The organism is Bradyrhizobium sp. USDA 4474, assembly GCF_054057515.1.
This window is the reverse complement of record NZ_JBSRZJ010000002.1, coordinates 5,055,469-5,079,743: the sequence shown is the minus strand read 5'-3', so window position 1 is coordinate 5,079,743 and position 24,275 is coordinate 5,055,469. Positions and strand designations below refer to the sequence as shown.

Below are 24,275 nucleotides of genomic sequence, written 5' to 3'. Positions count from 1 at the left end.
AATTACTATCATAACTAGACTAATGTTACATGCATAACTAGACTGAACTTTTCGACGAGTCAATCGCGCCGGTGTGCTACAGCTGCGCGACTTTTCAGGGCTGTCCGGCCGTGGCAGCTGTTTGAACGGACCGATCCGGATGCCTGTTGCCGCCAAAATCCAAAGAACCGCGACCAAATCGAAGGCGACAGCGGCCTCGCCCCGCACCGCAGCCGGCCGAACCGAGCGCAACTGCTCTGTCGCCCGTACGTTGGACATTGTCTCCGACGCCTGGGCTTTCCTGATCATTCGCGAGGCATTTTTCGGAACACAGACGTTTGAAGCCTTTCGATCGGCGCTCGGCATTCCTCGCGCGACGCTGACAGATCGGCTCAGAAAACTGACGCAGCTCGCGATCTTCCGTCAGGTTGCGCCCGGCTCTTCACAGAGGAAGGAGTACAGGCTGACGAAAATGGGCTTCGACCTTTATCCGAGCTTTATTGCGCTCATGCAGTTCGGTGATCGCTGGCTATCCAAGGGTAAGCCGCCGCCGCTGACGCTTGTCCATGCGACCTGCGGCTGCGAGAGTCACCCGGTCGTCACGTGCTCCCATTGCGGGGAAAAGGTGCCAGCTCGAGAAGTCAAATATCGCGATGGGCCTGGTGCCGGGCGTTGTCCGGCCAAGCCTGGCCGCAACACACGGCGCCCCTCTGAGGGAAGCCGCTTCGTGCTCGGCCGTCCGAGCTCGGTATCCCGCGCGCTCGAAATAATTGGCGACAAATGGAGTTTCATGGTTGTCCGCGAAGGATTCTTCGGTAATCGCCGTTACGATAAGATCCTCAATGAGCTCGCAATCGCCCCCAATATCCTGACCGATCGGTTGAATCGCTTAGTTGCCAACGGAGTGCTCCGGCGCCGGCAGTATCAGAGCTCTCCCGACCGCTATGAATACCTCCTGACCGAGATGGGTCTGGAGCTTTACGGTCCGTTCATCGCCATGCTGCGATGGGGGGATCGATGGCTGTCGAAAGGAAAGCCGCCTCTTGTCCTCACGCACATCAAGTGCGGTCACGACTTTGATCCTGTCGTCAACTGCGACCGATGCAAGACTCCCATCGTAGCTGCCGACATGCGATATCGCCTTGCCTACGACCCGAAATCCTATGGCGCGCTGGGTCCACGCTCCGTCGACTGAAGGCTCAAGCCGCTCAAGCCTGCTTGCTCAAAGCCTCGACGAGCTTGAAACGCATGATTTTGCCGGACCCGGTGCGCGGAATTTCTCCAACGAGATGCGTGGATTCCGGGATCTTGTATGACGAGAGATGGGCCCTGCAATGCTCCAGCAGCGCGGGCACGTCGAGAGCCTCGTCATTGGCGACCACGAAGAGGCACGGTACCTCGCCAAGGGTCGCGTGCCGCATTCCGACGACTGCGCAATCCCTGACCTGGGGGTGTTTCACCACCACTTCCTCGATCTCCGCCGGCGCGATGTTCTGGCCGCCACGGATGATCAGCTCCTTGATCCGGCCGGTGATCGTCAGATAGCCCGAAGGGTCCGATTTTGCGAGGTCGCCCGTATGGTACCAACCCTTGCGCAGCGCCGATGCGGTTTCCGTCGGCTTGTTGTGATAGCCCAGCATGAGGTTCGGTCCGCGGACGATGAGTTCGCCTTCCTCCCCGATCGGAACGTCCTCCAGCGAGGAAGGATCCACGATGCGGACCGCGAGGCCAGGCACGGGAAGGCCGCAGGATCCCATCGGTCTGCCGCCGTGCAGCCAATTCATTGTCACCATCGTGGATGTCTCGGTGATGCCGTATCCGTCGAGGAGCCGCGTCTTGAACCGTTTCTCGAAGGCTTTGTTCAGGGTCGCAAGCATGATCGCTCCCGCCGAGATGCACAGACGCACGGATCCGAGCCGCTCGATGCCGGCTTCCTGCGCGCGGAGCAAAAGGTAGTGGAACATCGTCGGCACGCCCGGCATGATCGAATATTTGCCAGTCCCTAGCAGCTCGAGCGCCTGCTGTGGGGAGAAGCGCTCCATGATGTGCTCACTGGCGCCAAGCGCGAGAACGCCGAGAACCGAGAGATTGAGACCGTAGGAATGGAAGAGCGGCAGAGGCGATAGGATCACGTCGTCGCTTGTCAATTCCGCAATCGGCCCCCAGCAAGCTGCTGAGACCCAAAGCATGCCACGGATCGACAGCAGAACACCCTTGGCCCGCCCCGTGGTGCCCGACGTGTAGATGATGAACGAGCACCGATCGATGTCAGCCGGATCCAGCGACGCCGCACCTTGGTCCTTGGCGAGGTTCGCCATCGATACTCCGGCGCTGTCGGCATCGTTCTGAGCGAAGATCACGGTCGGTGAGATACTCGCGTCCCTAAAGACCTTATCCAGCAGATGCTTGCGCGACCCCGTCGTGACGATAACACCGCAATCGGCATCGGTCAGGCGATAGCTGACCTCGCCCTCAGCTGCCTCAAAGCTGATCGGCACCACGACTGCGCCGGCGCGCAAGGCGGCGAAGCAGGCTTCGATCCAGTCCACTCCATTCGGCAAGTAGATCGCCAGCCTGTCGCCTTCCTTCAAGCCGGCTCTTGTCAGACCCGCCGCGATGGAGGCTGTGCGGTCGGCGAGCTGCTCGTAAGTGATGGACCGCGTCGAATCCCAATATGCCACCTGCTCCGGTCGGCTCTTTGCGTGACGATTGAGGAGCGTCGCGATCGGCGCGATCAGATCAACTTGCAGCATCGCCGTCCCCCTTTTAGACCATCGAATATCCGCCGTTCACGCTGATCACCTGGCCGGTGATCCAGGCGCCGGCGTCGGACGCGAGCAAACTGACCAGTGGGGCCACGTCCGAAGGCAGGCCCAGACGGCGAATGGCGTAAGCTTTGACGAGCTTGTCGCGATTGGCTTCCACCCAGACCTTGTCGTGTGCGGTCTCGATCAGGCCTAGCGAGATCGAGTTCGCGGTAACTCCAGAACGGCCCCATTCACGAGCGAGCGATTTCATGAGCGCGATGGTGCCGGCACGCGCGGCCGCGCCAAGCGCGAGGCCCGATTCGCCGACCCGCGATGAGTCGCCCATGATCGATATGATGCGCCCGCAGCCTGACGCCTCAAGCAGTGGTCCGGCACTATGCGAGCAGTTCAATGCGCCGTAAAGGCAGGTGTCAATCTGCTTCTTCCAATCCTCCGGCGTGCTCTCATTGAACTTCTTTCGGAACACCAGTCCAGCGTTGTTGACGAGAATGTCGAGGCCGCCGAAGTCACTCTTGACGTCATCGACCATCTTCTTCACGACGTTCGCATTGGCTATGTCGGCTTGATAGGCTTTCGCTTTTCCGCCTGCATTTTTGATCTCGGTAACGACAGCTTCTGCGTCAGCTTGCGAGCTGTGGTAATTCACGGCGACCGATGCGCCACCGTCAGCCAGCATCCTGCAGATTGCGGCGCCGACGTCGCGGCCACCTCCCGTTACAAGCGCTATACGTCCCTTTAGGTCGGTCATGGTTTTCCCTTTGCTGTGAGCTTGGCGTCCTGAATAAGCCTGAAGATGCGTTCCGGCGTCATCGGAAGAATCGAGATGTCGATATCGAGCGGCGATAGCGCATCGGCTATGGCGTTAGCGATCGCCGCCGGCGCGCCGATTGTTCCGCCTTCGCCCATGCCGCGGAATCCGCCGGACACTGCAGACTCGCTTTGGACGTGGACGACATCCATGGTCGGCACTTCCGGCGCGGACGGAATCACGTAATCGACGAGGCTTGCGGTGAGCAATTGACCATCGTCATCGTAGATCAGCTCTTCGAACAGCGCCGCGCCGATCCCTTGTGCTACGCCGCCGTGAACCTGACCATCGACAATCATCGGATTGATGATCTGGCCGCAATCTTCGGCGACAACAAACTTGTGTATCTTCACAAAGCACGTCGCCGGATCGATTTCGACGGCAGCTATGTGAGTTGCTGCTGCGGTTGTGCCGTTGACTGGGTCATAGGTGTAGCTCGCCGTCAGTTCCTCCCGTGCCTCGACCGGCAAGGTCTTCATATCGGAATAGACGGCCTTTGCGATCTGCTTGAAAGACACCGCGCGATCGGTCCCGAGCACGGTCACCTTGCCTTCGGAAATCTCCAGGTCGTCGGCGCTGGTCTCCAGAAGATGCGATGCAACTCGCTTGACCTTTCCCTTAAGGATCTCAGAAGCGTGCTTCGCGGCACCACCGCCGAGCACAGCGCTACGGCTTGCGTAGGTCCCCGTCGACATCGGGACCTCGTCGGTATCACCCTGAATGACACGAATGTCTTCGAAACGAGCACCGAGGTCGTCGGCGACGATCTGCGCCAGAGTTGTCTCGAGCCCTTGGCCGTGGGAGGCGACCCCGAACGCTGCGGTGATGCCTCCAGTCGAATCGATTGTAATCTTTGCGGTTTCGGAGCCCGTATTGATCGGCATACCAGGCGCCACCGCAATGCGAGAGCCGATCCCCGTCAGTTCTGCATAGGAAGCGATGCCGATGCCGAAAAGTCGCCCGCGTTTGCGGGCCTCCGACTGCTGCTTTCGCAGCTGATCGTAACCCGCTGCCTCAGCGGCGGCTTCCAAGCACTCGATGAAGCCGGTCTTGTCCCAAATGATGCCGGACGCGATGCGGTATGGAAATTCCTCACTCCGTACCAGGTTGCGGCGCCTGATCTCAAGCGGATCAATCCCGAGCGCCTTGGCGCCCATGTCCATCAAGCGCTCGCAGACAAAGGTCGAAACGGGCCGACCAACGCCCCGGTAGGGACCGGTCGGGGGCTTGCACGTTGCGACGCCGCGAACCGCGCCGCGGTAGGATCGTATCTTGTAGGGCCCGGGCAGAAAGCTGACGACCTGCACCGGCTCCAGGCCGCAGGTCCATGGATAGATCGAGAAGGCGCCCACGTCGCCGATCACGTCTGCTTTCAGCGCGATGGCCAGACCGTTAGCGTCGAAGCCCATCTCGGCATCGACGATCTCTGCAAAGGCCTGGCTGCTACTGCTGACGTCCTCAAGCCGGTCTGCCGTCCATTTAATCGACCGGCGCAGCTTGCGCGCGGCGATGCACATCAAGAGTTCTTCTGGATAAAGGGATCCCTTCGAACCGAAGCTACCACCGACGTCGGGGGCGACCACCCTCAAGCGATGGCCTGGAAGTGACAGCGACCCCGAAATGGCATCACGTACAATTCCCGGAATGTTCGATGACGTGTAGAGCGTGAGCGCGTCTCTTCGCTTGTCGTACTCCGCAGAATAGCTCCGCGGCTCCATCGCGAGCGCCGCCTTGCGGGTCATTTCGAAGCGCCCACCTACCCTCACGGCAGCAGCTGCCAGGTCGGCCGCAACATCCCCCTTCTTGAACTCTCGAGCAATCAGGACATTCGTCCCAGCCTCCTCATGCAGCAGAGCCGCCCCCTCGGCGACCGCCACCTCTGCGCGCGCGAGCGGGGTCAGCGGTTCGTAGTCGACCTCGATCAATTCGACCGCGTCCTCGGCCAGGTAGCGTGAGGTCGCGACGACGGCAGCGACCGCCTCTCCGACATAGCGGACTTTTCCCGAGGCAAGCGGTAGAATCGGAGTTGCGTAGTAGTTCGGCGTCCGAGAGAACGGGACGACCGGTTTGAAGTCGCCGGAAATTTCCTCCGCGGTCAGCACCGTGATGACACCAGGCGCCTTCAGAGCGGCGGCGATGCCGACGCGCACAATTCTGGCATGCGCCTGTGCGCTGCGCAGGAAGGCGATATGTAACGGCCGATCCGGCCTGCGATCTGCGGTGTATTCACCGTTGCCCGCCAGCAAGCGGGGATCCTCGGTACGCCTGATCGGTGCGCCGACGTTCTTGGGGCGCAGCACGTCGGAAGCGTTGGCGCGGTGATCTCTATTCATAGCCCTCACCACCTTTGCGCAAGCCTTGCCATTGCGCGTAGTCGTGTCCGCAGATCACGGTAGCGCCGGACGTCTCGATTCTGCGAACCTCCGCGAACGTCTTCATCTGCTGCTCGACGTTCCAAGTGTTACGAGGGGCTGCGTCCGCATCGAGGTTCTGGCGTAGGCTGACAGCATCGGACGCAAGCAGGAACTCGCCGTCCCGGTCCATGCTGACCAGTGCGCCCATAGTGCCAGGGGTGTGGCCTGGAAGAGGAACCAACACCACGCTGGAATCACCGAACAGATCTTTCTCGCCGTTCACAGGCTCGATGGGGTGTCCGTAATCCCAGTCGGCTTTGAGGTATCCCGCACTATCGGCGCCAGGTGCCTTCGCTGCCTCGATCTCCTTGGCGTGAGCGAAAATCGTCGCTTTTCGGAAGAACTGATTGCAGCCGCAATGATCCGGGTGAAAGTGCGAATTGACCACGATGTCGATGTCATCAGGCCCGAGGCCCGTGCAAGCCAGGCTCGCCAGGAGTGTCTCCTCCGCTCGCATCATCGGCCTCATGACTTTCGCGAGCGGTCCCCACCGTCCCTCAGCATCATCGACTACGGCCGGATGGCATCCGGTGTCGAACAGAAGGCTACCCTGCTTATGCCGGATAAGCGCACAGCTGACCGGAAGGTCGATCGTCTCGTTGCGATCTGCGCCGGCCACGTAGATGCTCTTCTTCATCCGGAGGTGTCCGGCGGTGAGAAAGTTCAACTTCATGATTTTTTCTCCGCGCGCATCGCGGCGGCACTGCGGATCGCAGTCACGATATTCTGGTAGCCTGTGCAGCGGCAGAGATTGCCGGAAAGGCCCTCTCTGATGTCCTCATCCGTCGCCAGCGGATACTTTCGAAGCATGTCCTCGCCGGTCATCAGCATGCCCGGCGTGCAATAGCCGCACTGGAGTCCGTGATGCTCACGGAACTGCGCTTGCAAGACGTTGAGCTCGTCGGGCGAGCCAAGTCCTTCGATGGTTACAATTTCGGCGCCATCCGTCTGGACTGCCAGCATAAGGCAGGAGCGCGCGCTATCGCCATTCACGAGAATGGTGCAGGCGCCGCAGACACCGTGCTCACAGCCGACATGCGTACCGGTGAGGCCCAGCCGATCGCGCAAAAAGTCGGACAACAACATGCGCGGTTCAACGTCCGCGACGTTGTAACACTCTCCGTTCACTCTGACCGAGATCTCCGTCATGCTGCTTTCTCCTTTTGTCGGAGTGCTTTGCGCAATGCGCGCCTGGACAGCTCTTTTAGGAGATGGACGCGGTACTCCCCCGATGCATGAAGATCGTCGTTTGGCGAAATCTTCGACGCGACGATGTCGGAAAAGAGTTCCGGAGCCTGGTCGTCGAGCGGCAATGCAACGAGCTCCCGCTCGGCTGCCTTCAAGCGCAGCGGAGTGTCGGCCACGCCCATCACAGCGACGCGCGCATCCTCAAGCCTGGTACCCGCGCGGCGGACTGATAGAGCGATGCTAGCCAGCGCGAAATCGCCGAAGCGGCGGGCGACTTCTTCGAATGCCCACCCGTCCTGATCAAGAACTGGAAAATCGACTTCGGTGACGATTTCGTCCGGCTGCAGGCAATTCGTCAGAGCATCGACAAAGAACTGCTCCGCAGCGACCTTCCGAAGCCCATTCGGTCCTCGAATGGATATCATTGCATCATAGAATACTGCTAGCATCGGCAGTTCGGCGGCAGGATCCGCATGGGACAAGCTGCCGCCGATCGTACCCCGATTGCGTATGGCCAGATGAGCCACGTGCCGCATCGCCGCCGACATGACCGGAAGCTTCGCAGCGATGAGTGGCGAGTGCTCCAGGTCACGATGTCGCGTTAGCGACCCGACCGCAATCCGCCCCTCCCGATGCTCAATGTAGGAAAGCCCGCCGATGCGGTTAAGATCGATCAGAACCGAAGGTCGCGCCATCCGGAAGTTTAAGAGTGGCAGAAGGCTCTGACCGCCGGCCAGCAGTTTCCCTTCTCCGTTCGAGGCGACAAGCGCTTCGATCGCGGCCTCGACCGTTGATGGCGAGACATAGTCAAACTTGGCAGGCTTCATGGGCCTTCTCCAACCTTCCCCATCCCGAATTAATTTCCGCGAAAGCGTGGTGGTCTCTTCTGCACGAAGGCGTCGCGGCCCTCCTTGAAGTCCCTACTGTCAGACGCTTCGTCGACGAGCCGCTGTGCCGCCGCGAGATCCAGCGCGCCGTTACCCATCGAAAGACCGTTCAACATGAACTTGGCACCGGAGATCGAGAGTGGCGCGTTGACGGACAGGCGCCGCAGGAACTCCTCTGCAGCTGCGACGGCGTCTTCGTGAAGCTCGTCGATCAAGCCTAGTCGGAGGGCATCTTCTGCTCCGAAGCGGTCGGCTGAATAAAGGATCCGCTTTGCATTCGACAGCCCCGTGAGTGCCAGGAGCCGCTGAACGCTGTTCACCCCGTAGACAATAGAAAGCTTGGCTGACGGGATCCCGATTGTTGCGGTGCGGCTGGCGAATCGGAAATCGCAGGCGAGCGCGAGATGGCAGCCGCCCCCGAGGCAGTAACCGGCGATCGCCGCGACGACGGGTTTTCCCAGCGCAGCAATTGCCCCCGAGCAGGCATCGACTGCGACTTCGTACGCCACAGCCTGATGACGGTCTTCTCGGATGCGATCGAATTCGGAGATGTCGGCGCCAACGGAAAAGTCCTTGCCCGCCCCACTCAGAATGACCCCGCGAACATTCCGGTCGCTGGTGTAGCCCGAGAAAATGTCAGCGAGCTGTCGCCACATATCAAGCGTGACCGCGTTCCTTATCGCTGGGCGGTTTAGAACCACGTGCGCAACGCCGTCCCGCCTCTCGATACGAATTTCCTCCACGTTGCCTCTCTGGGCTGAGACGGGCTTGGGCAACCGACGAAGGTCGGGCTCACCCGTTACTTGCATAACTAGACTAATTTTCTCCGGCGAGTCAAGCCCTGGCTAAGCCCTCACTCCGCGTTTTAAAATCTCGTGTTGATGTCACAGTTTGGATCGCGGAGCTTGCAGCCAGCGAGGGGGGGGTTCCGACGCAGGCGGTCGGACATCCCTATCCGGCGTTTAACTTCCCACCATCCCCAAAAACCGACGTCTCGCGACAAGAAGGGATTTAGTAAAGGACATTGCCGAGGGTTGGCAGACACGCGGTGACTGCGGGGCCCATGACTTCGCGACGGAGAGACTATGCCGGAGATTACGGTGGTCATCTGAAGCGTACCGAAGAGATCTGCTATCTAAGCCTATCTCAGACATTTGACACGTTGGCAGGTTAGCGGGAGAAGTAACGCGTGCATCGGGCTCCGCGCTAGAACCACAACGAGGAAGTGAATGGTGATAGGCAGAAAGAACGGCCGCCCTGCTCGCGCAAGGCGGCACCGATCGGCCGCTGCTTACAGTCTCGCGCTTGGCGCGCTCGTTGTGCTGCTGACCGGCGGCCCCTCAGTCGCCGACGAGGCATTTCAGCGCGCCTGCATGGGACTGGCCGATAGGACTATTCCAGCCACGTTGATCGGGCTTCCCAGCGGGAACACCGTCGTCGCTTCTGCAAGCTTCGTCCGCGCTGCAGCGCAGGCTAAGACGCCCGCGACGCCCGACTTCTGCAAGGTACTGGGCAGCATCTCCCCGGTTGATCCGTCGGCGCAGCTGATCAACTTTGAGCTCAATTTGCCGGTCGCCTGGAACGGCAAGCTGTTGCAATATGGGGGTGGCGGCTACAATGGCACACTGATCACGGGTCTTGCGCCCCTCCGCGATGCTGCGCCTGACGAGGTGCTGCCGATCGTGCGTGGTTATGCCACGCTCGGCACCGATTCCGGTCACCAGGCCGCGAGCTTCCCGCGCGACTCCATCGGCAAGTTCGGTCTCAACGACGAAATGCTGACCAACTATGCTTATGCATCCTACAAAAAGGTGCGCGACGTCGCCGTAGTTTTGAGCGAACTGCTCTATCGTAGGCGGCCGGCGAGGATCTACTATTTCGGCGGCTCCGAAGGCGGCCGCGAAGGGCTCACCATGGCTCAGCGCTTTCCGGTCGATTATGACGGCGTCGTCAGCGTCGTTCCGGTAGTGCAGTTGTCTATGCTCTTCCAGTCCTACATCCCGAACGTGCTGCCGCACTTCGACGGCGGCTGGCTCAATCCAGCAAAGACGGAGATGCTGGCGAAGTTCGTGATGGAAGCTTGCGACGAGCTTGACGGCCTGCGCGATGGTATCGTCAGCAATACATTCGCCTGCCAGCCCAAAGTGAACCTCGCCGCATTGCGCTGCCCTGGTGGAACAGATACGGGCGACAACTGCCTGTCGGATCCGCAGATCGCCTCCATCCAGGCGGTTCATGCGCCGCATCCCTTCCCGTTCGCGATGGCGAATGGCATCGCCGACTATCCGCAATGGCTCTATGGTAACGAGACGACACCCGACCCCGACCGATCCACCATGGCACGCTGGGTTGTCGGCACGGCCCCGCCAACCGACCCAGTAGATGTGGCTACGGCTTCGCAACATTGGATCTACGGCGTGAATGCCGTGCGCTTCATGATCGCACGTGACGACAAGTTCGATGTGCGGAGCTATCGTCCGGAAAATCTCCACGCCCGCGTCGAGGAGCTCTCGAAGTTGCTCGATTCCACCAATCCCGATCTGTCGGCGTTCTTCGCCCATGGCGGCAAGCTGATCATGCGAGAGAACCTGGCCGACCTTGCGCAGAGCCCACTCGCTGGTATCAACTATTTCCAGTCGGTCGTGGCCAAACTGGGTCAGGCCACAGTAGATGGCTCGGCGCGTCTTTATCTTTCGCCTGGCTCCACCCACACCGGCAACGGCGCAACCGTGCCGGACGGCATCGCGATTCCGACCATGGTCGACTTGCTCGACCCGCTCGACCACTGGGCCAGCGACGGCATCGCGCCGGCCGACGCGTTGATCCAGACGGTGAAGGAAGCCACGCCGCCCTTTGCTCTGAAGGCGTCCCGTCCGATGTGCCGCTATCCCAACTACCCGCATTATATTGGAGGTGATAGGTACTTGGCACGGAGCTACGACTGCAGAAATGGTCCATGACGAGCGGTATGGGGATGCGAGAGATGCCTCCCCAAGGCATGCAATTCCTTCCAGAACGCTACCAGCGAACACGCAAGTCATGATCGGCACGGCCAAGAAGACGGCGATGCCGCGGGGAAGCTAGCCACGAACTTCGCTTCCCCGCTCATGGGAGCGGCGTGAACTTCAGCTGGCTCAGTGGCGCGACCTTGTCGGTACGTGTCATCTTGAATTCGGTGCTCGGACCGAGCCACTTGTCCCAGATCTGGTTGATCTCCCCAGCCTTGTCCATCTCGAGCAGGGTCTCGTTGACCTTCGCGAGCAGTGCCGGCTCGTCCTTCTTCATGCCGATGCCGATCGGCTGAAGCACCATGGGCTCCTCGATCATCTTCAGCGGCTGCCCCGCCTCCTTGGACTGGCTGACGAGCTTGGTAATGGTCATGGTATTCGCCACCATTCCGACTGCCTTGTTCTGTTGAACCGCCATGAAGGCCGAACCGGTATCGACGAAAGTCAGCGGGTCGGATTCGTTCATCTTGATCGCGAGTTCCGACGTCGATCCTTTGGTCGATGCCAGGCGCTTGCCCTTGAAGTCGGCTTTGGCGGTCCCGGGGTCGCCCGCCTTCACTGCCAGCATTTCCTTGGCGATGTAATAGGGATCGGAAAACTGGATCTGCTCGGCGCGGCCCAGCGTGTAGGCGAGGTTCGCCACCGTGATGTCGACATGACCGAGCTTGACCTCTGGCACGCGTGCCTCGACCGAGAGCGGCGTGACCTTGGCGACAACGCCCCAGTGTTGGGCGATCACCTTGCAGAGGTCGACGTCAAAGCCCACCATCTCACGTGTCTTGGCATCCGGCGCCGCAAATGGCGGAACGTCCGCGAAGGTTCCGCAGCGCAGCTCCTTGCGCTGGATGATGTCCGAGAGCTGGTCAGCGCAGGCCGTTGACGCGATCCCAGCAAGGCCTACGATCGCGGCCACCAAGCCGATCGAACGATTCTTGAAAGACATTTGTGTTCACTCCTCCAGATTGGTCACATCAAGTCAGCGCGCTCACCTTGTGTGCAGGTCCGACAGAAAACGCTGCGCACGGGGATGTCGCGGTGAGCGGAAGAAGTCGACCGGAGCTCCCGTCTCGAGCACCCTTCCGGCGTCCATGAACCAGACGCGATCGGCGACATCGCGCGCGAAGTTCATCTCGTGGGTCACGCACATCATGGTCATTCCGTCGCGTGCAAGCCCGCGCATGACGGAAAGCACCTCGCCCACCATCTCCGGATCGAGCGCGCTGGTCGGTTCGTCGAACAGCATCGCCGGCGGCTCCATGGCGAGCGCACGCGCGATCGCGACGCGCTGCTGCTGTCCGCCGGAGAGCTGGCCCGGATAGTTCTGGGCTTTGGTCGCGAGTCCGACGCGATCCAGCAGGCGAAGTGCCGTTTCGCGCGCCTCGCTGCGCTTGACGCCGTTCACCTTGATCGGCGAAAGCATGACGTTGTCGAGCGCACTCAAATGTGGAAACAAATTGAAGCTCTGGAAAACGAATCCGATCCGGCTCCGCAAGTGATTCAGCGCCGTGCCACCCAACTTGCCGTGAACGTCCTTGCCCTCGAACAGCACCGAGCCCGACTGAATTTCCTCGAGCCTGTTGACGGTGCGGATGAGCGTCGATTTCCCCGAGCCGGACGGCCCACAGACCACCACCACCTCGCCCTTCTTCACCTCGGCGTTAACGTCGGTCAGCGCGGCGAGTGCCCCAAAAAATTTGTGCACGGCGACGAATTTGATCATCGGATCGGCATCCCGGGATGGAGGTTCATGCGACATGGTCATGTCCCTGATGCGCTTGCGGGTAAGGCAGGCAGTGCAGACACGGCAACCGGGCCTGCGGTCCGGCGCGCGGTTATCCGCCGCTCGACCATGCTGATGGCCTGCGTCAAGGTCCAGCACACGATGAAGTAGCTGATGGCAAGGAGGAAATAGACTTCGAACGGCTTGGTCAGTAGCCGGTTGTTGATCTGGCCGGCCGCGAAGGTGAGCTCGGGGACGTTGATGATGTAGCCGAGCGTCGTTTCCTTGATGGTGGAGACGAACTGGCTGAGAATGCTCGGGATCATGTTGAACAGCGCCTGCGGCAGAATCACGTAGCGCATCGCCCCGAGACGGCTGTGCCCGAGCGCGCGGGCGGCGTCCATCTGGCCTGTTGGCAATGCCTGAATTCCGGCTCGCACGATCTCGCTCAGGAATGCGGCTTCATAGCCGACCAGCGTGACCAGCATGGTCGCGTACGCCGGCACGCTATGGCCGATCATCAGCGGCAGCACGAAATAGACCCACAAAATGATCAGAAGCAGTGGCACGCCGCGGGTCATGTAGACCAAGCCCATGACCGGCCAGCGCAGCGCCCGCCACGGCGATAGGCTGGCCAGCGCCATCACAACGCTCAGCGGAAAGGCCAAGGCAATGCCGAGGACGGAGAGAATGAGGGTGGCCGCGATACCCCCAAGCGGGCCGTTCGGATACTGGCCGACGAGCAGCAACAGCCAGTTGTCCCTGACAAGGTCGATCATGCTCGGGAGCAGCGACATGATCACATCACTCCGGCCATGCGGCTGCGTTGCTCCAGATGGTGACCAAGCCACATCAGCAGCAACGAGCAGACGAGATAGACGATCGTGGCAATCAGGTAGGTCTCGAACGGACGAAAGCTTTGGTTCTCGACCTCTTTGACGGCGTGGGTCAGCTCGGCGACGCCGATCGCCATCGCAAGGCTGGAGTTCTTGAACAAGGAGACGGTATGGCTCACCAGCGCCGGCATCGCGTTGCGAACGGCCTGCGGCAGCAGGATGTAGGCCATCGCTCCGACGTAGCTATGCCCCAGCGCACGCGCCGCTTCCCACTGCCCCCTCGGCACAGCGCGTAGACCAGAGCGCTGATCCTCGCTGAAATACGCCGCCTGGCACAACCCCAAGGCAATGATGGCGAACAACGCTTCGCCGTTGTGATCGCCGAGCCACATTTGGACCGAGTCCGGCAGCAAGCTCGAAATGCCGAAATACCAGAGCATGAGCTGCACCAAGGTCGGCACATTGCGATGGTAGGAGACGTAGATCGCGACAAAACCGCTGGCGATCCGGCCCGGCAGCATTCGGATCGCAAGCAGGATCATTCCAAGACTCATCGCCAGAAGCCACGAGCCGATGAAGACGATGAAGGTCATCTTCACCCCATGGACCAGCATCCGGCTGAACTCCGGATTGAGCAGGACGGCCATGAGGTCGAAACCCTTCATCGCGCGCCCCTCCTCTAGGTCGGCAGAATGGGTTTTGGAAAACCCTCGGGGCGCGTGGTCGACAAGCCACCCGGCACTTGCAAGGTCGGTGTGATCTCGATGTAGCCGACATTCACCGCGACCGGAGCCGCAATCGCAAACGCGATTGCATCGGCAATGTCCTTTGCCTCGGGCAGTTCAAAGCCTTCGATGAAGTTCGCGCGCGTTTCGGCGCTGTCGCCGTGGACATGGGCGAAGATATCGGTTGCCACCCTGCCGGGGCAGATCTCGGTGACGCGCACGCGCTTGCCGAAGCAATCGACCCTGAGCTGACTGGTCAGCATGCTGACGGCCGCCTTGGTCGCGTGATAGCTCGAATTGCCCGCAAAGTTGTAAGCGCCGGCAATCGACGTGATGTTCACCACATGACCGCGATCGCGCTGGGCCATGCCCGGCACGAGAAGACGGCAGAGATGCAGGATCGCACGCAGGTTGACGTCGACCAGAAGATCAATGTCGTCCGGATCGGACTGCAGAAACTTCTTCGGCCGGTCAACCCCCGCGCAGTTGACGAGCACGTCGACCTCAATACGCTGAGCAAGCATGGTGACAGCCGCAATATCTCTAACGTCGATCGCATGGGAGATGCAGCCGGTGCGAGCGGCCAAAGCTCTTAGCGCACCCGCGGACCGTGCGAGCGCATGAACCTTCAGGCCCTCGCGCGCCAGGCGCTCGACCACAGCCAAGCCGATGCCAGACGAGGCACCGGTTACGAGAGCGGTCCTGTAATCGGAGAATGGCATGGGGGTCCTCACCTTTCCAACACGTTAAACGATCGCGCAACTTTCCTGCCAAGAGGGATTAAATGTGGCGAGATAAGGTCCCCTTATGATCACCTACCCGGTCCGCCGGAGTCCGCCACAAGCCGGGAAACCGGCACGATCTCGCCGCCGGCAGCCTCGATCGAGGCCCGAATCCCTCGGGCCAGCTCGACGGCGCCGTGGGTATCCCCGTGCAACAGGATTGATTTGACCGGCATGGCTAGCGCTTTTCCGCTGGCGGCAATAACAACGCCGTCACGCAGCAGACGCTTGACCCGCTCGGCGACCACCCCGGCGTCATGAATGACGGCGCCGGGCTTTGCCCTGGAAACCAGCAAGCCATGGTCGTCGTAGGCCCGGTCAGCCAGGAAGGTCGTGGCGACCCTGATACCGCACTGCGCCGCCGCACCCTCGATGGCGCGGCTGCTCGAGGAGACGATCAGGAGATCGGGATCGAATGCGGCGACCGCGCGAACCAATGGCAGGGCAAGTTCGGCGTCGGCCGCTGCAATGTTGCCCAGCGCGCCGTGAAAGCTCATATGCGTGACGCGATGCCCGACGGCCCGCGCGATGCCATCGAGTGCGCCGAGCTGGTAAGTGACCATGGCGGCGAGCTCGGTGGGGTCGATCTGCATCACGCGTCGGCCAAATCCCTGACGGTCGGGAAACCCGACGTGAGCCCCAAGATCGACGCCGCACGCCCTGGCGCGCTCCGCCGTGCGCTGCATGATCAGGGGATCACCCGCATGAAAACCGCACGCGACGTTGGCCGAAGATACGAGGTCGAGCAGCGCCTCGTCATTGCCCATGGACCACGGACCAAAACCTTCGCCCATATCGGCATTGAGATCGATCTTCATGCTGTCTCACCTCCAATCGGACGTAGTAGGAACAGCGGCTCGCCGTAGCCGACGACGGTGCCGTGGGCGATCAGCACATCGGTCACCATTCCCGACAGCGGGGCAGCCACGGCTAGAAGCAAAGGACCGATTTGCAGGAAGCCGAGAGGCTCGCCAGCCCTGACATTGGGGTCGGCCAAGGCGATTGCACGCTCGTGAAGCGGATGCCGATCGAAAAAAATTCCCGGCGACGGCGCGCGGAGGGTCATTGACGGTGCGTCGACGGGCGAGGTCGCCTCACCTTCAACGACACGCACCACTGCGCCGTCGTTGACCAGGCGCAACGAGGCGCTCGGACCGCGCAGCTCGAGCAGCGCGAGGTCGGCGTCCTGGAGCCAGACACTCAACTGATCGACGTGATCGAGAGGATTGCTCACCGGCCACGTCCTTCGCCGCAATTAAGCTCGACGAGACGACGGGCGTTGGCAAGCCAGCGGCGGACTTCCGCCGAGGCGCTCAGCGCTTCATCCCAGCTACAGCGGATGAAGCGGACGCTGCTCCCGATCGGGGCCTGGCCGAGGCGCCAGAGGTCTGCCTCGATCACCGTGCCGATTTTGGGATAGCCGCCGGAGGGCTGTGCATCGCGCATCTGGATGATGGGCTGGCCGCCATGAGGCACCTGAATGACGCCGGGCACGATGCCATGTGAGCGCAATTCCAGCGGACGCAGTGGGATGAGCTCAGGGCCGGCAAGCCTGTAGCCATAGCGGTCGCTCTGCGGGGTGATCTTCCAGGCGGTCGACCATAACGCACCGTGCGATGACTTCGTGAAGCAGTCGTATTCGGCGGCCGGCAGCACGCGAACGGCGGGCACGCCGTCGGTCTCGAGCGGGAGCGCCAGCCCGGGCGGGACCAGACCGAAGCCGGGAACGGCTCGGCCGCTCGAATGTCCGGTCGGCAGTTTGTCGCCATCGCGGAGCGGCCGCCCCTCGTGGCCACCAAATGAGCCTCTCAACTGCGTGCTGCGTGAGCCGAGCACAGCCGGCACGTCAATACCATCGGCGACGCACAGATAGGCGCGGCTCGCGCGCCATGTGGTCTGCTTGGGAAGCGACAGCGATAGCACCTGCCCCGCTTCGGCGCGATGCGCCCACCACGGCAATACCGGCGTCTCACCAATCCTCGCCGCACAGTCGGCGCCGGTGACGGCAAAAACGGTTGAGCGCTCAAAGCGAACCTTGAAGGGAAGAACCGGAATCTCGATGGCTGCGGCGTTCTCCTCGTTGCGCAGCAGGATATTGCCTCCGACAAGGGCGAGCGCGTCCATGGCGCCCGATATCCCGACGCCGAGATTTAGCCCACCGGTACGACCGAGATCCTGGACCGTCGCAAGCGCGCCTGCTGACAAGATTTTGATCATCGCAGCACCCTGACAACCCTGAAGCGGATGCTGTCGCCTGGCTGAAGCAGCGCGGGCGGGCTACGATCGACATCGAAGAATGGGACCTGCGTGCTGCCGATCGTATTCCACCCGCTCGGTCCGTCCGAGGCAGACACGCCGGTCTGGCTACCGCCTATCGACACGGCTCCTCCCGGAATCCTGAGCACCGGCACCTTGCGGCGCGGCGTCGCGATGCGCCCATCCATGCCGCCGAGATAGCAATAGCCGGGGTGACTTCCGAGCGCGAATACGGTGTAGGTAGGCGCACTGTGGCGTTCGACGATCTCATCGATGCTCATGCCGGTGTGCTCGATGACATCGGCCATATGCGGCCCGGCTTCTCCGCCATAGGTGACGGGCAGATCGATGCAACGCCCGGCAATCGGAAGCGGCTCGATGACGTCCCAGAGTTCGACGAGCCCTTGCTCGATCTCTTCCGGTCGTCGCGGTGGCTCGACAAAGGCCAGCATGAGGTTGTTCATGCCTGGCACAGCCTCGCGCACACCGGGAAATCCGGCTGCCTCGTGTGCTAAGGCCCAAATCAGCCGCTGCGTTTCGAGCGTGGTCTCGCCGGGCGCCTCGAACAGCAGCGCCGTCGTCCCGAGCAGGCTTGTGCGAGGCCGGTCCGTCGTCATGGCTGCCTACTCAACCGAAGTTTCGTCTCGAGATGGTGGATACTGACGCCACCGCGGATAAAATCGGGATCGGCGACAAGGCGCCGGTGCAGCGGCAGGTTTGTTGCAATCCCCTCGATCCGCGCCTCGTCGAGCGCCACCCGCAAACGGGCCAACGCCTCATCGCGTGTCGTGCCATGGACGATAAGCTTGCCGAGCAGCGAGTCGTAATATGGCGAGACGCGGTAACCGGCACTCGCGTGACTGTCGATGCGCACGCCAGGTCCGCCCGGCATCTGCCAGGTATCAATCACACCGGGTGACGGCACAAAACTGTCCGGGTCTTCGGCATTGATGCGGCACTCGAAGGCATGACCGCGACAGGCGATATCGCCCTGCCTGAACGGCAGCCTTTCACCCTGCGCCACGCGGATCTGAGCCTCGACGAGATCGATCCCGGTGGTCATCTCGGTGACGGGATGTTCGACCTGGAGGCGCGTATTCATCTCGATGAAGTAGAACGAATTATCTTCGACCAGGAATTCGAAAGTGCCGACGCCGCGATAGCCGATTTGCCGACAAGCCTCCGCGCAGCGCTCGCCGATTTCGCGGACCAGCCCATCTTCGATCTGCGGGGCTGGCGCCTCCTCGATCACCTTCTGATGACGGCGTTGGAGTGAGCAATCGCGGCTACCAAGCCAGACCGCGTTACCGTGTGTATCGGCGATCACCTGGATTTCGACGTGGCGCGGATGCCCTAAGAATTTCTCGACATAGATTGCGCTGTTGCCAAACGCCCGCCGCGCTTCTTCCCGTGTCAGGAGCAGCGCGTCGCGCAAGCCACTTTCGCTCTCGACTATCCGCATGCCGCGACCGCCCCCGCCCCCGGCGGCTTTCAGGATCACGGGATAGCCGATCTCGCCTGCGACCGCGCGCACGACATCAAGATCGTCAGTCAGGGCCGCATCGGGACCGAGGACGCACGGAACGCCCGCCGCTCTCATGGCGCGCTTGGCCGCGATCTTGTCACCCATAACGCGCATGCTCGCGGCGGTCGGACCGATGAATGTCAGGCCCGCGGCCTCGACTTGCTCGGCAAAGCCGGCATTCTCAGACAAAAATCCGTAGCCCGGGTGGATCGCCTCGGCTCCGCTGACCTCGGCCGCAAACAGAATCGCTTTCTGGTTCAAGTAGCTCTGCGCCGCCGCGGCGGGTCCGATGCACAGAGCAAGGTCAGCCTGACACACATACGGCGCCCCTCGATCGGTCTCGGAATGGACCACGATCGTTCGCAATCCGAGACGCCGGCAGGTCCGCTGGATACGTAGGGCAATCTCTCCCCGGTTGGCTATGAGAACCGATCCAAACATGGGCTCACGCGAACCTTATCAGTTCTTGGCCGGCCTCGACTTCCTGACCGGAGACAACCAAAATCGCCGACACCGTGCCATCCCGTTCGGCGCGAACTTCGTGGAACATCTTCATTGCCTCGATGACACAGAGTGGGGTTCCAGCCGTCACGGTCTGACCGACCGAAACGAAGACGGATGCATCCGGCGCCGGTTGCAGATGCACAATGCCGAACAAGGGCGCTGCGATCTTCGCTTCTCTGTTCGGCGCCGCTTCGGGTTCGGCGCGAGTTGGCAACTGTCTGGCTCGCGTGGATCGGGCGGCCTTGACCGGTACCCGAGCCATATCGTCCGGCTGCGCCCGACGAACCAGCCTGAGCGACCAGCCGTCTTCGCTGAACTCCATCTCGTTCAGATCAGACGCAGCCATCGCATCGATCAGAGTCTTTAGACGGTTCAGGTCCATGCAGCGCCGCCAGTTCGGGGATCGTGGCCTGGCGCGGCCGTCGCGCCTGGATGGACGCTAGCGCCATCGATTCCTGCCGACCAAGACGGATTGGCTTTGCCCCTATAAGGGACCGCTATGACGCCTTCTGAGACCGCTCATCATGCGCAATCAGATTGCCCGGCAAGCCGGCCACAAGCTCCAGCAGGATTTCCTTGATCGCCTGTGCCGGTTCGGAGAGCGGCAAATGATCGGACTGGCACAGCGCCAGCGGCGCCTCGATCACGGGTTCGATGATGCAGGATTGCCAGGCATCGCAGGAGGACGCGACCTGCCGCGCCATCGATTCGGGCAGGATGGTGGCACCAAGGCCATCGGAGATCACGGCCGTCAGCGTGCTGGCGGATTCGATTTCCGCGATGACCTTCGGCACCTTGCCGATGGCCGCGAAAGCGTCATTCACCATCTTGCGGACGACATTATAGGGACGCGCGAGGTAGAGCTCGGTGTCAACGATCATCGCGAGCGGCACCTCGGCCGGTGGCGCCACCATGCTGCCGCGGCCGACAAGGTAAAGCGGCTCCCGCAGCAGTGGCTGGAATGAGAGGCCGTGGACGGCGGTCTTGCCGCCGTAGAGAACCGCCAGGTCCATGCGGCCATTCATCACGAGCTCGGAAAGCGTGGTGCCGTAGGTCTCGTTCAAATAGAGCAAAATACCGGGGTGCCGCGCCCGCACGGTGCGCAGCAGCGGCAGAGCCAGTCCTGCCGCGGCAGTCCCTGGCGCGAGTCCCACCGCAACGGCGCCGGAGATATTCTTTGCGGCCGCGTTCATGTCGGCACGCGCCTGGTCGCATTGCCGCAGGATGAGCTGGGCGTGGCGATACAGCACTTTTCCGGCCTCGGTCGGCACTACGCCGCTCTTGGTGCGCACGAGAAGCTGCTGACGCACCTCGCCTTCGAGGGTCGCGAGCTGCTGACTGAGCGCTGGCTGCGCCACATGCAGCACATCGGCCGCTTGCGTCAGGCTGCCGACGTCGACGATCTTCACGAAGTACTGCAGTCGCCTGAGATTCACGTCCTCTCCTCAGACTGCCGTCTGCTCCAGACCCGAGCAGAGCATCCATAAGATATGCCTATCAGGCCAGATTGAACTCGTGTTGGCCAGGGCCGGGCTCAATCTCTAGCGTCGCACCTCGCTTAGCCAGGGTCAATCACTATGAACCATCCTCGTATTTCCGCACGGGTCAGGCGCATCAAGCCCTCGCCCAGCTCGGCGGCAGCCGATCGGGCAACGGCGCTGAAGCGAGAGGGCCGGAACATCGTCAGCCTTGTCGTCGGCGAGCCGGACTTCGATACGCCTGCGAACATTCGCACCGCGGCCTCAAAGGCGATGGACAAGGGCGCCACCCGCTATACGATGTTGCCAGGGTCCGTCGATCTGCGCGAGGCGATTGCAGCCAAACTGAAGCGCGAGAACAACCTCGTCTACGCACCTTCCGACATCATTGTCACCAACGGTTGCAAGAGCGGCATCTATAGCGCGCTGGAGGCGACGATCGAGGCCGGCGACGAGGTGATCATCCCGGCTCCCTACTGGGTCTCCTACCCCGACATGGTGATCGCCTGCGAGGGCGTTCCGAAGATTGTCGCCTGCCCGGAAAGCCAAGGCTTCAAGATCTCGCCGGAGCAACTCGAGGCTGCCATCACGAACAAGACGCGATGGCTGATCATCAACTCGCCGTCGAATCCGACGGGCGCAAGCTACTCGGCGGCGGAATATCGCAAGCTGGCCGATATTCTCGTACGGCATCCTCATGTGCTGGTCATGACGGACGACATCTACGAGCACATCCGCTTCGATGGCCGCACAACGCCGCACCTGCTGAACGCTGCTTCCGAACTCGCAGACCGCGTGCTTGCGGTCAATGGCGTGTCGAAGACCTACGCGATGACCGGCTGGCGGATCGGCTGGATTGCCGGCCCCCCCGATCTGATCGGTGCGCTGAACACGCTACTGTCCCAGGCCGCGGGCAACGCCTGCTCGGTCAGTCAGGCTGCCGCGGTCGAAGCGCTCAACGGCGATCAGGGCTTCGTCACCGAAAGCGTCGCGATCTACCGTACCCGCCGCGATCGCATGCTGACGCGGATCAACCAGATCGAGGGCTTGAGCTGCCTGCCGCCCGACGGCGCGTTCTATCTCTACATCAATTGCGCAGGGTTGATCGGTCGAAAAACTCCGGCCGGTGCGCACCTCGAAACCGACGGCGACGTCGCGATGTACCTGCTCGAAAGCGTTGGCGTCGCCGTGGTCCAAGGTAGCGCCTATGGCTTATCGCCGTACTTCCGCATCTCGATCGCCGCGTCGCTCGATGTGCTCGACGATGGCATCAACCGCATCGCTCACGCTGTCTCCGAACTCCGCTAGCATCCCGATCGAAAGCACCTCATGTCAAACACCGGCATCGAAAAAAATCCCTCGGCCCCGCAAGCCGATCCCGCGGTGATCGCAAAACTGCGGACCATCGCGGTCGCCCTGCTCAGCGATCAGCTGCACCGCAACTGCGGCAGCACCGGCCTAGTCCCCTATCACTCGCCGGCGCCGATGGTGGGCACCACGGTGACGGTGAAGACGCGCGGCGGCGACAACCTCGCCATCCTTCGTGCCTACGACTTCTGCCGTCCCGGCGACGTGATGGTTGTTGACGCCGGCGGCGACATCTCCAACGCACTGGTCGGCGGCATCATGACGCTCGCCGCAGCCTCACTCGGGCTTGCCGGCATGGTGCTCGACGGCGCCATTCGCGATGTTACGGAAATCCGTGCACGCACTTTTCCCGTGTACGCGCGCGGCGTGACCCATCGTGGTCCCTACAAGGACGGTCCGGGAGCGATCAACGTTCCGATCACCGTCGGCGGCATGCCAGTGAACGCGGGTGACATCATCGTCGGCGACCAAGACGGCCTGCTGGCATTTCCGCCGGCTCTGGCCGTAACGGTCATTGAGAAAGCATTGGCGCAGGAGCGCAAAGAGCAAGGCACCATCGATGCGATCCGCGAGGGTCGCTGGGATCGCGCCTTCGTCGATGCGCTTGAGGCGCGTTGCGCGAACTAAGCGCTACAAGCTGTTGCAGGCCGCAAGTCCCAGTTCCCGGGCCGTCAGCGGCGATGCCGACGGGCTGATCGCCCGTCCTCTCGGGCGTCGCCTTGGCCATCAGATCCCTAAGGTCAGCAAGGGCGAACGACCGTCCCTCCGATGCGTCCTGTAGGAGGCATGATCGGTAGTTATCTCTGGATCAAGGCGAGCGCTTCGGAATGAAGCCGCGGCGTTGCGGTTGCCAAGATGCGCCCTTCCGAGTGAATCGACAGCGGGCATCCCTCCCAATCGGTGATGCAGCCGCCGGCGCCCTGCACGATGGGAACCAGCGCCATGTAGTCATATGGCTGAAGCCCCGTTTCGAGAACGATATCGCAGTGTCCCGACGCAAGCAGGCCATAGATGTAGCAATCACCGCCGAACCGGCGCATCCGCGCAACTCGCGACAGCCGCTCGAATGCCTCCATCTCGTCTTTGCGGAACATGTCAGGCGATGTGGTGTAGAAGCTCGCGTCGGCGACGCGCTCGCATGCGCTGGTCCGAACCAATCCATCGCCAAACCGCGCCACGCCGGGCTTCGCCATCCACCGCTCGCCGGTAAAGGGGATGTCGATCACGCCGCAGAACGGCTGCTGCTGATAACTCAACGCGATCAGCGTCCCGAACAAGGGAAAGCCGCTGATAAAGCTCTTGGTGCCGTCGATCGGGTCGACGATCCAGGTGAATGCGACGCCGGGCTTGGCTCCGATCTCTTCGCCGATGATGCCATGCTCCGGAAAGCGCGCCTCGATCCTTTCCCTGAGACGCAACTCGACGGCTCGATCGGCGATCGTCACCGGGCTAGCATCGGACTTGGCGAGGACGTCCAGCGACGTGCGAAAATAGGACAGCACGATGGGCCTGACTGAGTCCGCGAGCTCGGCGGCAAATGACAGATATACATCGGCATCGTCTGCCGTGACGGCATAGTGGGCCATTACAACTCCTTCAGGAACAGCGGGGGTATCGCGGATGGTAGAGCGCGCCCGCTTGTGTTTTCAGATGCCAGATTTGTGACGGCCAATATCGGCTCAAGCAATCCGCTAAGGCGGCTCCAGGATCCTGCAAACGTCCTGCGTCTTTCAAGTATCGTTTCGCGACAGGGGGGCGATCATCGTCGTTATCAAAGGCGACCTGATTCACAACGCCACTATCTTTGAACTTGTTAAGAAGTACGTATCCATCCTCGACGTTGTATTGTCCTTCCGGCATCTCGCCCGGTATCGCCCTTCGCGCCCGACGCTGCCGATGAAGTATAGCGCGCGAGGCACGATATTCACCAAACGCTACGACGTTGCCTTTCCACCTGGTCGCGCATGACCCGGTGAAGGAGCTTCGTGGGGCTGCCCAGGGAACTTTCGGGCAGCGCCTGACTAGCCCG

At 61.7% G+C, this 24,275-nt stretch carries 24 protein-coding genes; 4 read left to right on the top strand and 20 right to left on the bottom strand.

Features of this window, described 5'->3' with window-relative positions; all coding sequences use genetic code 11:
• Positions 1-139: 139 nt before the first annotated feature.
• Positions 140-1,174 (top strand): winged helix-turn-helix transcriptional regulator, encoded by a 1,035-nt coding sequence (locus ACVW16_RS25560; RefSeq protein ID WP_456701793.1) that lies wholly within the window; start codon positions 140-142, stop codon positions 1,172-1,174.
• 13 nt (positions 1,175-1,187) lie between these two features.
• Here ACVW16_RS25560 and ACVW16_RS25555 read toward each other — a convergent pair whose 3' ends face one another.
• Genes ACVW16_RS25555 through ACVW16_RS25525 form a run of 7 tightly spaced genes read right to left on the bottom strand, consistent with a single transcriptional unit; the run spans position 1,188 to position 8,787 of the window.
• Positions 1,188-2,732: a class I adenylate-forming enzyme family protein gene (locus ACVW16_RS25555; protein ID WP_456701792.1), complete on the bottom strand. Its 1,545-nt coding sequence runs from the start codon at positions 2,730-2,732 to the stop codon at positions 1,188-1,190.
• Between the two features lie 13 nt (positions 2,733-2,745).
• Positions 2,746-3,495 (bottom strand): SDR family NAD(P)-dependent oxidoreductase, encoded by a 750-nt coding sequence (locus ACVW16_RS25550; protein ID WP_456701791.1) that lies wholly within the window; start codon positions 3,493-3,495, stop codon positions 2,746-2,748.
• Positions 3,492-5,888: a xanthine dehydrogenase family protein molybdopterin-binding subunit gene (locus ACVW16_RS25545; protein ID WP_456701790.1), complete on the bottom strand. Its 2,397-nt coding sequence runs from the start codon at positions 5,886-5,888 to the stop codon at positions 3,492-3,494. The genes ACVW16_RS25550 and ACVW16_RS25545 overlap by 4 nt, the downstream gene beginning before the upstream one ends.
• Entirely contained in the window at positions 5,881-6,642 is a 762-nt protein-coding gene (locus ACVW16_RS25540) for an N-acyl homoserine lactonase family protein (RefSeq protein ID WP_456701789.1), read from the bottom strand. Before ACVW16_RS25540 ends, ACVW16_RS25545 begins: the two co-directional genes overlap by 8 nt.
• Complete coding sequence (locus ACVW16_RS25535) at positions 6,639-7,118, bottom strand: (2Fe-2S)-binding protein (protein WP_456701788.1); 480 nt, start codon at positions 7,116-7,118, stop codon at positions 6,639-6,641. The genes ACVW16_RS25540 and ACVW16_RS25535 overlap by 4 nt, the downstream gene beginning before the upstream one ends.
• Positions 7,115-7,984 (bottom strand): FAD binding domain-containing protein, encoded by an 870-nt coding sequence (locus ACVW16_RS25530; RefSeq protein WP_456701787.1) that lies wholly within the window; start codon positions 7,982-7,984, stop codon positions 7,115-7,117. The genes ACVW16_RS25535 and ACVW16_RS25530 overlap by 4 nt, the downstream gene beginning before the upstream one ends.
• A 29-nt stretch (positions 7,985-8,013) precedes the next feature.
• Positions 8,014-8,787, bottom strand: coding sequence for an enoyl-CoA hydratase-related protein (locus tag ACVW16_RS25525; protein ID WP_456701786.1), 774 nt, complete (start codon positions 8,785-8,787; stop codon positions 8,014-8,016).
• Positions 8,788-9,363: 576 nt separating this feature from the next.
• Between ACVW16_RS25525 and ACVW16_RS25520 the strand changes: the two genes are divergently transcribed.
• On the top strand, positions 9,364-11,004 hold the full coding sequence (locus tag ACVW16_RS25520; protein ID WP_456701785.1) for a tannase/feruloyl esterase family alpha/beta hydrolase: 1,641 nt from the start codon (positions 9,364-9,366) through the stop codon (positions 11,002-11,004).
• Positions 11,005-11,149: 145 nt separating this feature from the next.
• Here the strand turns inward: ACVW16_RS25520 and ACVW16_RS25515 are convergent, their stop codons facing one another.
• The 12 genes from ACVW16_RS25515 to nac all read right to left on the bottom strand — a co-directional run bounded on the left by ACVW16_RS25515 (position 11,150) and on the right by nac (position 20,836).
• A complete protein-coding gene (locus ACVW16_RS25515) occupies positions 11,150-11,995 on the bottom strand; it encodes an ABC transporter substrate-binding protein (protein WP_456701784.1) in 846 nt (281 codons plus the stop codon).
• A 42-nt stretch (positions 11,996-12,037) separates the two neighbouring features.
• Positions 12,038-12,814 (bottom strand): amino acid ABC transporter ATP-binding protein, encoded by a 777-nt coding sequence (locus ACVW16_RS25510; RefSeq protein ID WP_456701783.1) that lies wholly within the window; start codon positions 12,812-12,814, stop codon positions 12,038-12,040.
• Entirely contained in the window at positions 12,811-13,569 is a 759-nt protein-coding gene (locus ACVW16_RS25505) for an amino acid ABC transporter permease (RefSeq protein WP_456701782.1), read from the bottom strand. The genes ACVW16_RS25510 and ACVW16_RS25505 overlap by 4 nt, the downstream gene beginning before the upstream one ends.
• 2 nt (positions 13,570-13,571) lie before the next feature.
• Positions 13,572-14,273 (bottom strand): amino acid ABC transporter permease, encoded by a 702-nt coding sequence (locus tag ACVW16_RS25500; protein WP_456701781.1) that lies wholly within the window; start codon positions 14,271-14,273, stop codon positions 13,572-13,574.
• Positions 14,274-14,287: 14 nt separating this feature from the next.
• On the bottom strand, positions 14,288-15,055 hold the full coding sequence (locus ACVW16_RS25495) for an SDR family oxidoreductase (RefSeq protein ID WP_456701780.1): 768 nt from the start codon (positions 15,053-15,055) through the stop codon (positions 14,288-14,290).
• 89 nt (positions 15,056-15,144) lie between these two features.
• Entirely contained in the window at positions 15,145-15,933 is a 789-nt protein-coding gene (locus ACVW16_RS25490) for a LamB/YcsF family protein (protein ID WP_456701779.1), read from the bottom strand.
• The gene (locus ACVW16_RS25485; protein WP_456701778.1) at positions 15,930-16,349 is read right to left on the bottom strand and encodes a hypothetical protein; all 420 of its coding nucleotides are present in this window, start codon (positions 16,347-16,349) and stop codon (positions 15,930-15,932) included. The genes ACVW16_RS25490 and ACVW16_RS25485 overlap by 4 nt, the downstream gene beginning before the upstream one ends.
• The gene (locus ACVW16_RS25480; protein WP_456701777.1) at positions 16,346-17,332 is read right to left on the bottom strand and encodes a 5-oxoprolinase subunit C family protein; all 987 of its coding nucleotides are present in this window, start codon (positions 17,330-17,332) and stop codon (positions 16,346-16,348) included. The genes ACVW16_RS25485 and ACVW16_RS25480 overlap by 4 nt, the downstream gene beginning before the upstream one ends.
• On the bottom strand, positions 17,329-17,988 hold the full coding sequence (pxpB, locus tag ACVW16_RS25475; RefSeq protein ID WP_456701776.1) for a 5-oxoprolinase subunit PxpB: 660 nt from the start codon (positions 17,986-17,988) through the stop codon (positions 17,329-17,331). Before pxpB ends, ACVW16_RS25480 begins: the two co-directional genes overlap by 4 nt.
• A complete protein-coding gene (accC, locus tag ACVW16_RS25470) occupies positions 17,985-19,337 on the bottom strand; it encodes an acetyl-CoA carboxylase biotin carboxylase subunit (protein WP_456701775.1) in 1,353 nt (450 codons plus the stop codon). Before accC ends, pxpB begins: the two co-directional genes overlap by 4 nt.
• Positions 19,338-19,341: 4 nt before the next feature.
• The gene (locus tag ACVW16_RS25465; protein ID WP_456701774.1) at positions 19,342-19,782 is read right to left on the bottom strand and encodes an acetyl-CoA carboxylase biotin carboxyl carrier protein; all 441 of its coding nucleotides are present in this window, start codon (positions 19,780-19,782) and stop codon (positions 19,342-19,344) included.
• Between the two features lie 115 nt (positions 19,783-19,897).
• Entirely contained in the window at positions 19,898-20,836 is a 939-nt protein-coding gene (nac, locus tag ACVW16_RS25460; RefSeq protein ID WP_456701773.1) for a nitrogen assimilation transcriptional regulator NAC, read from the bottom strand.
• A gap of 141 nt (positions 20,837-20,977) precedes the next feature.
• Between nac and ACVW16_RS25455 the strand changes: the two genes are divergently transcribed.
• A complete protein-coding gene (locus tag ACVW16_RS25455) occupies positions 20,978-22,186 on the top strand; it encodes an aspartate transaminase (RefSeq protein ID WP_456701772.1) in 1,209 nt (402 codons plus the stop codon).
• Between the two features lie 21 nt (positions 22,187-22,207).
• Positions 22,208-22,873, top strand: coding sequence for an RraA family protein (locus ACVW16_RS25450; protein WP_456701771.1), 666 nt, complete (start codon positions 22,208-22,210; stop codon positions 22,871-22,873).
• A gap of 170 nt (positions 22,874-23,043) precedes the next feature.
• Here the strand turns inward: ACVW16_RS25450 and hisN are convergent, their stop codons facing one another.
• Positions 23,044-23,832, bottom strand: coding sequence for a histidinol-phosphatase (gene hisN / locus ACVW16_RS25445; RefSeq protein WP_456701770.1), 789 nt, complete (start codon positions 23,830-23,832; stop codon positions 23,044-23,046).
• Between the last annotated feature and the right edge of the window lie 443 nt (positions 23,833-24,275).

Excerpts from the sequence above, each read along its gene's own strand:
- ACVW16_RS25465 (WP_456701774.1), bottom strand. The coding sequence starts at position 19,782 with ATGGACCTGAACCGTCTAAAGACTCTGATCGATGCGATGGCTGCGTCT.
- ACVW16_RS25515 (WP_456701784.1), bottom strand. The coding sequence starts at position 11,995 with ATGTCTTTCAAGAATCGTTCGATCGGCTTGGTGGCCGCGATCGTAGGC.
- ACVW16_RS25480 (WP_456701777.1), bottom strand. The coding sequence starts at position 17,332 with ATGATCAAAATCTTGTCAGCAGGCGCGCTTGCGACGGTCCAGGATCTC.
- ACVW16_RS25450 (WP_456701771.1), top strand. The coding sequence starts at position 22,208 with ATGTCAAACACCGGCATCGAAAAAAATCCCTCGGCCCCGCAAGCCGAT.
- ACVW16_RS25545 (WP_456701790.1), bottom strand. The coding sequence starts at position 5,888 with ATGAATAGAGATCACCGCGCCAACGCTTCCGACGTGCTGCGCCCCAAG.
- hisN (WP_456701770.1), bottom strand. The coding sequence starts at position 23,832 with ATGGCCCACTATGCCGTCACGGCAGACGATGCCGATGTATATCTGTCA.
- ACVW16_RS25535 (WP_456701788.1), bottom strand. The coding sequence starts at position 7,118 with ATGACGGAGATCTCGGTCAGAGTGAACGGAGAGTGTTACAACGTCGCG.
- ACVW16_RS25510 (WP_456701783.1), bottom strand. The coding sequence starts at position 12,814 with ATGACCATGTCGCATGAACCTCCATCCCGGGATGCCGATCCGATGATC.
- ACVW16_RS25555 (WP_456701792.1), bottom strand. The coding sequence starts at position 2,732 with ATGCTGCAAGTTGATCTGATCGCGCCGATCGCGACGCTCCTCAATCGT.
- ACVW16_RS25540 (WP_456701789.1), bottom strand. The coding sequence starts at position 6,642 with ATGAAGTTGAACTTTCTCACCGCCGGACACCTCCGGATGAAGAAGAGC.
- ACVW16_RS25500 (WP_456701781.1), bottom strand. The coding sequence starts at position 14,273 with ATGAAGGGTTTCGACCTCATGGCCGTCCTGCTCAATCCGGAGTTCAGC.
- ACVW16_RS25495 (WP_456701780.1), bottom strand. The coding sequence starts at position 15,055 with ATGCCATTCTCCGATTACAGGACCGCTCTCGTAACCGGTGCCTCGTCT.
- ACVW16_RS25550 (WP_456701791.1), bottom strand. The coding sequence starts at position 3,495 with ATGACCGACCTAAAGGGACGTATAGCGCTTGTAACGGGAGGTGGCCGC.
- ACVW16_RS25530 (WP_456701787.1), bottom strand. The coding sequence starts at position 7,984 with ATGAAGCCTGCCAAGTTTGACTATGTCTCGCCATCAACGGTCGAGGCC.
- ACVW16_RS25560 (WP_456701793.1), top strand. The coding sequence starts at position 140 with ATGCCTGTTGCCGCCAAAATCCAAAGAACCGCGACCAAATCGAAGGCG.
- ACVW16_RS25490 (WP_456701779.1), bottom strand. The coding sequence starts at position 15,933 with ATGAAGATCGATCTCAATGCCGATATGGGCGAAGGTTTTGGTCCGTGG.
- accC (WP_456701775.1), bottom strand. The coding sequence starts at position 19,337 with ATGTTTGGATCGGTTCTCATAGCCAACCGGGGAGAGATTGCCCTACGT.
- ACVW16_RS25455 (WP_456701772.1), top strand. The coding sequence starts at position 20,978 with ATGAACCATCCTCGTATTTCCGCACGGGTCAGGCGCATCAAGCCCTCG.
- ACVW16_RS25505 (WP_456701782.1), bottom strand. The coding sequence starts at position 13,569 with ATGTCGCTGCTCCCGAGCATGATCGACCTTGTCAGGGACAACTGGCTG.
- pxpB (WP_456701776.1), bottom strand. The coding sequence starts at position 17,988 with ATGACGACGGACCGGCCTCGCACAAGCCTGCTCGGGACGACGGCGCTG.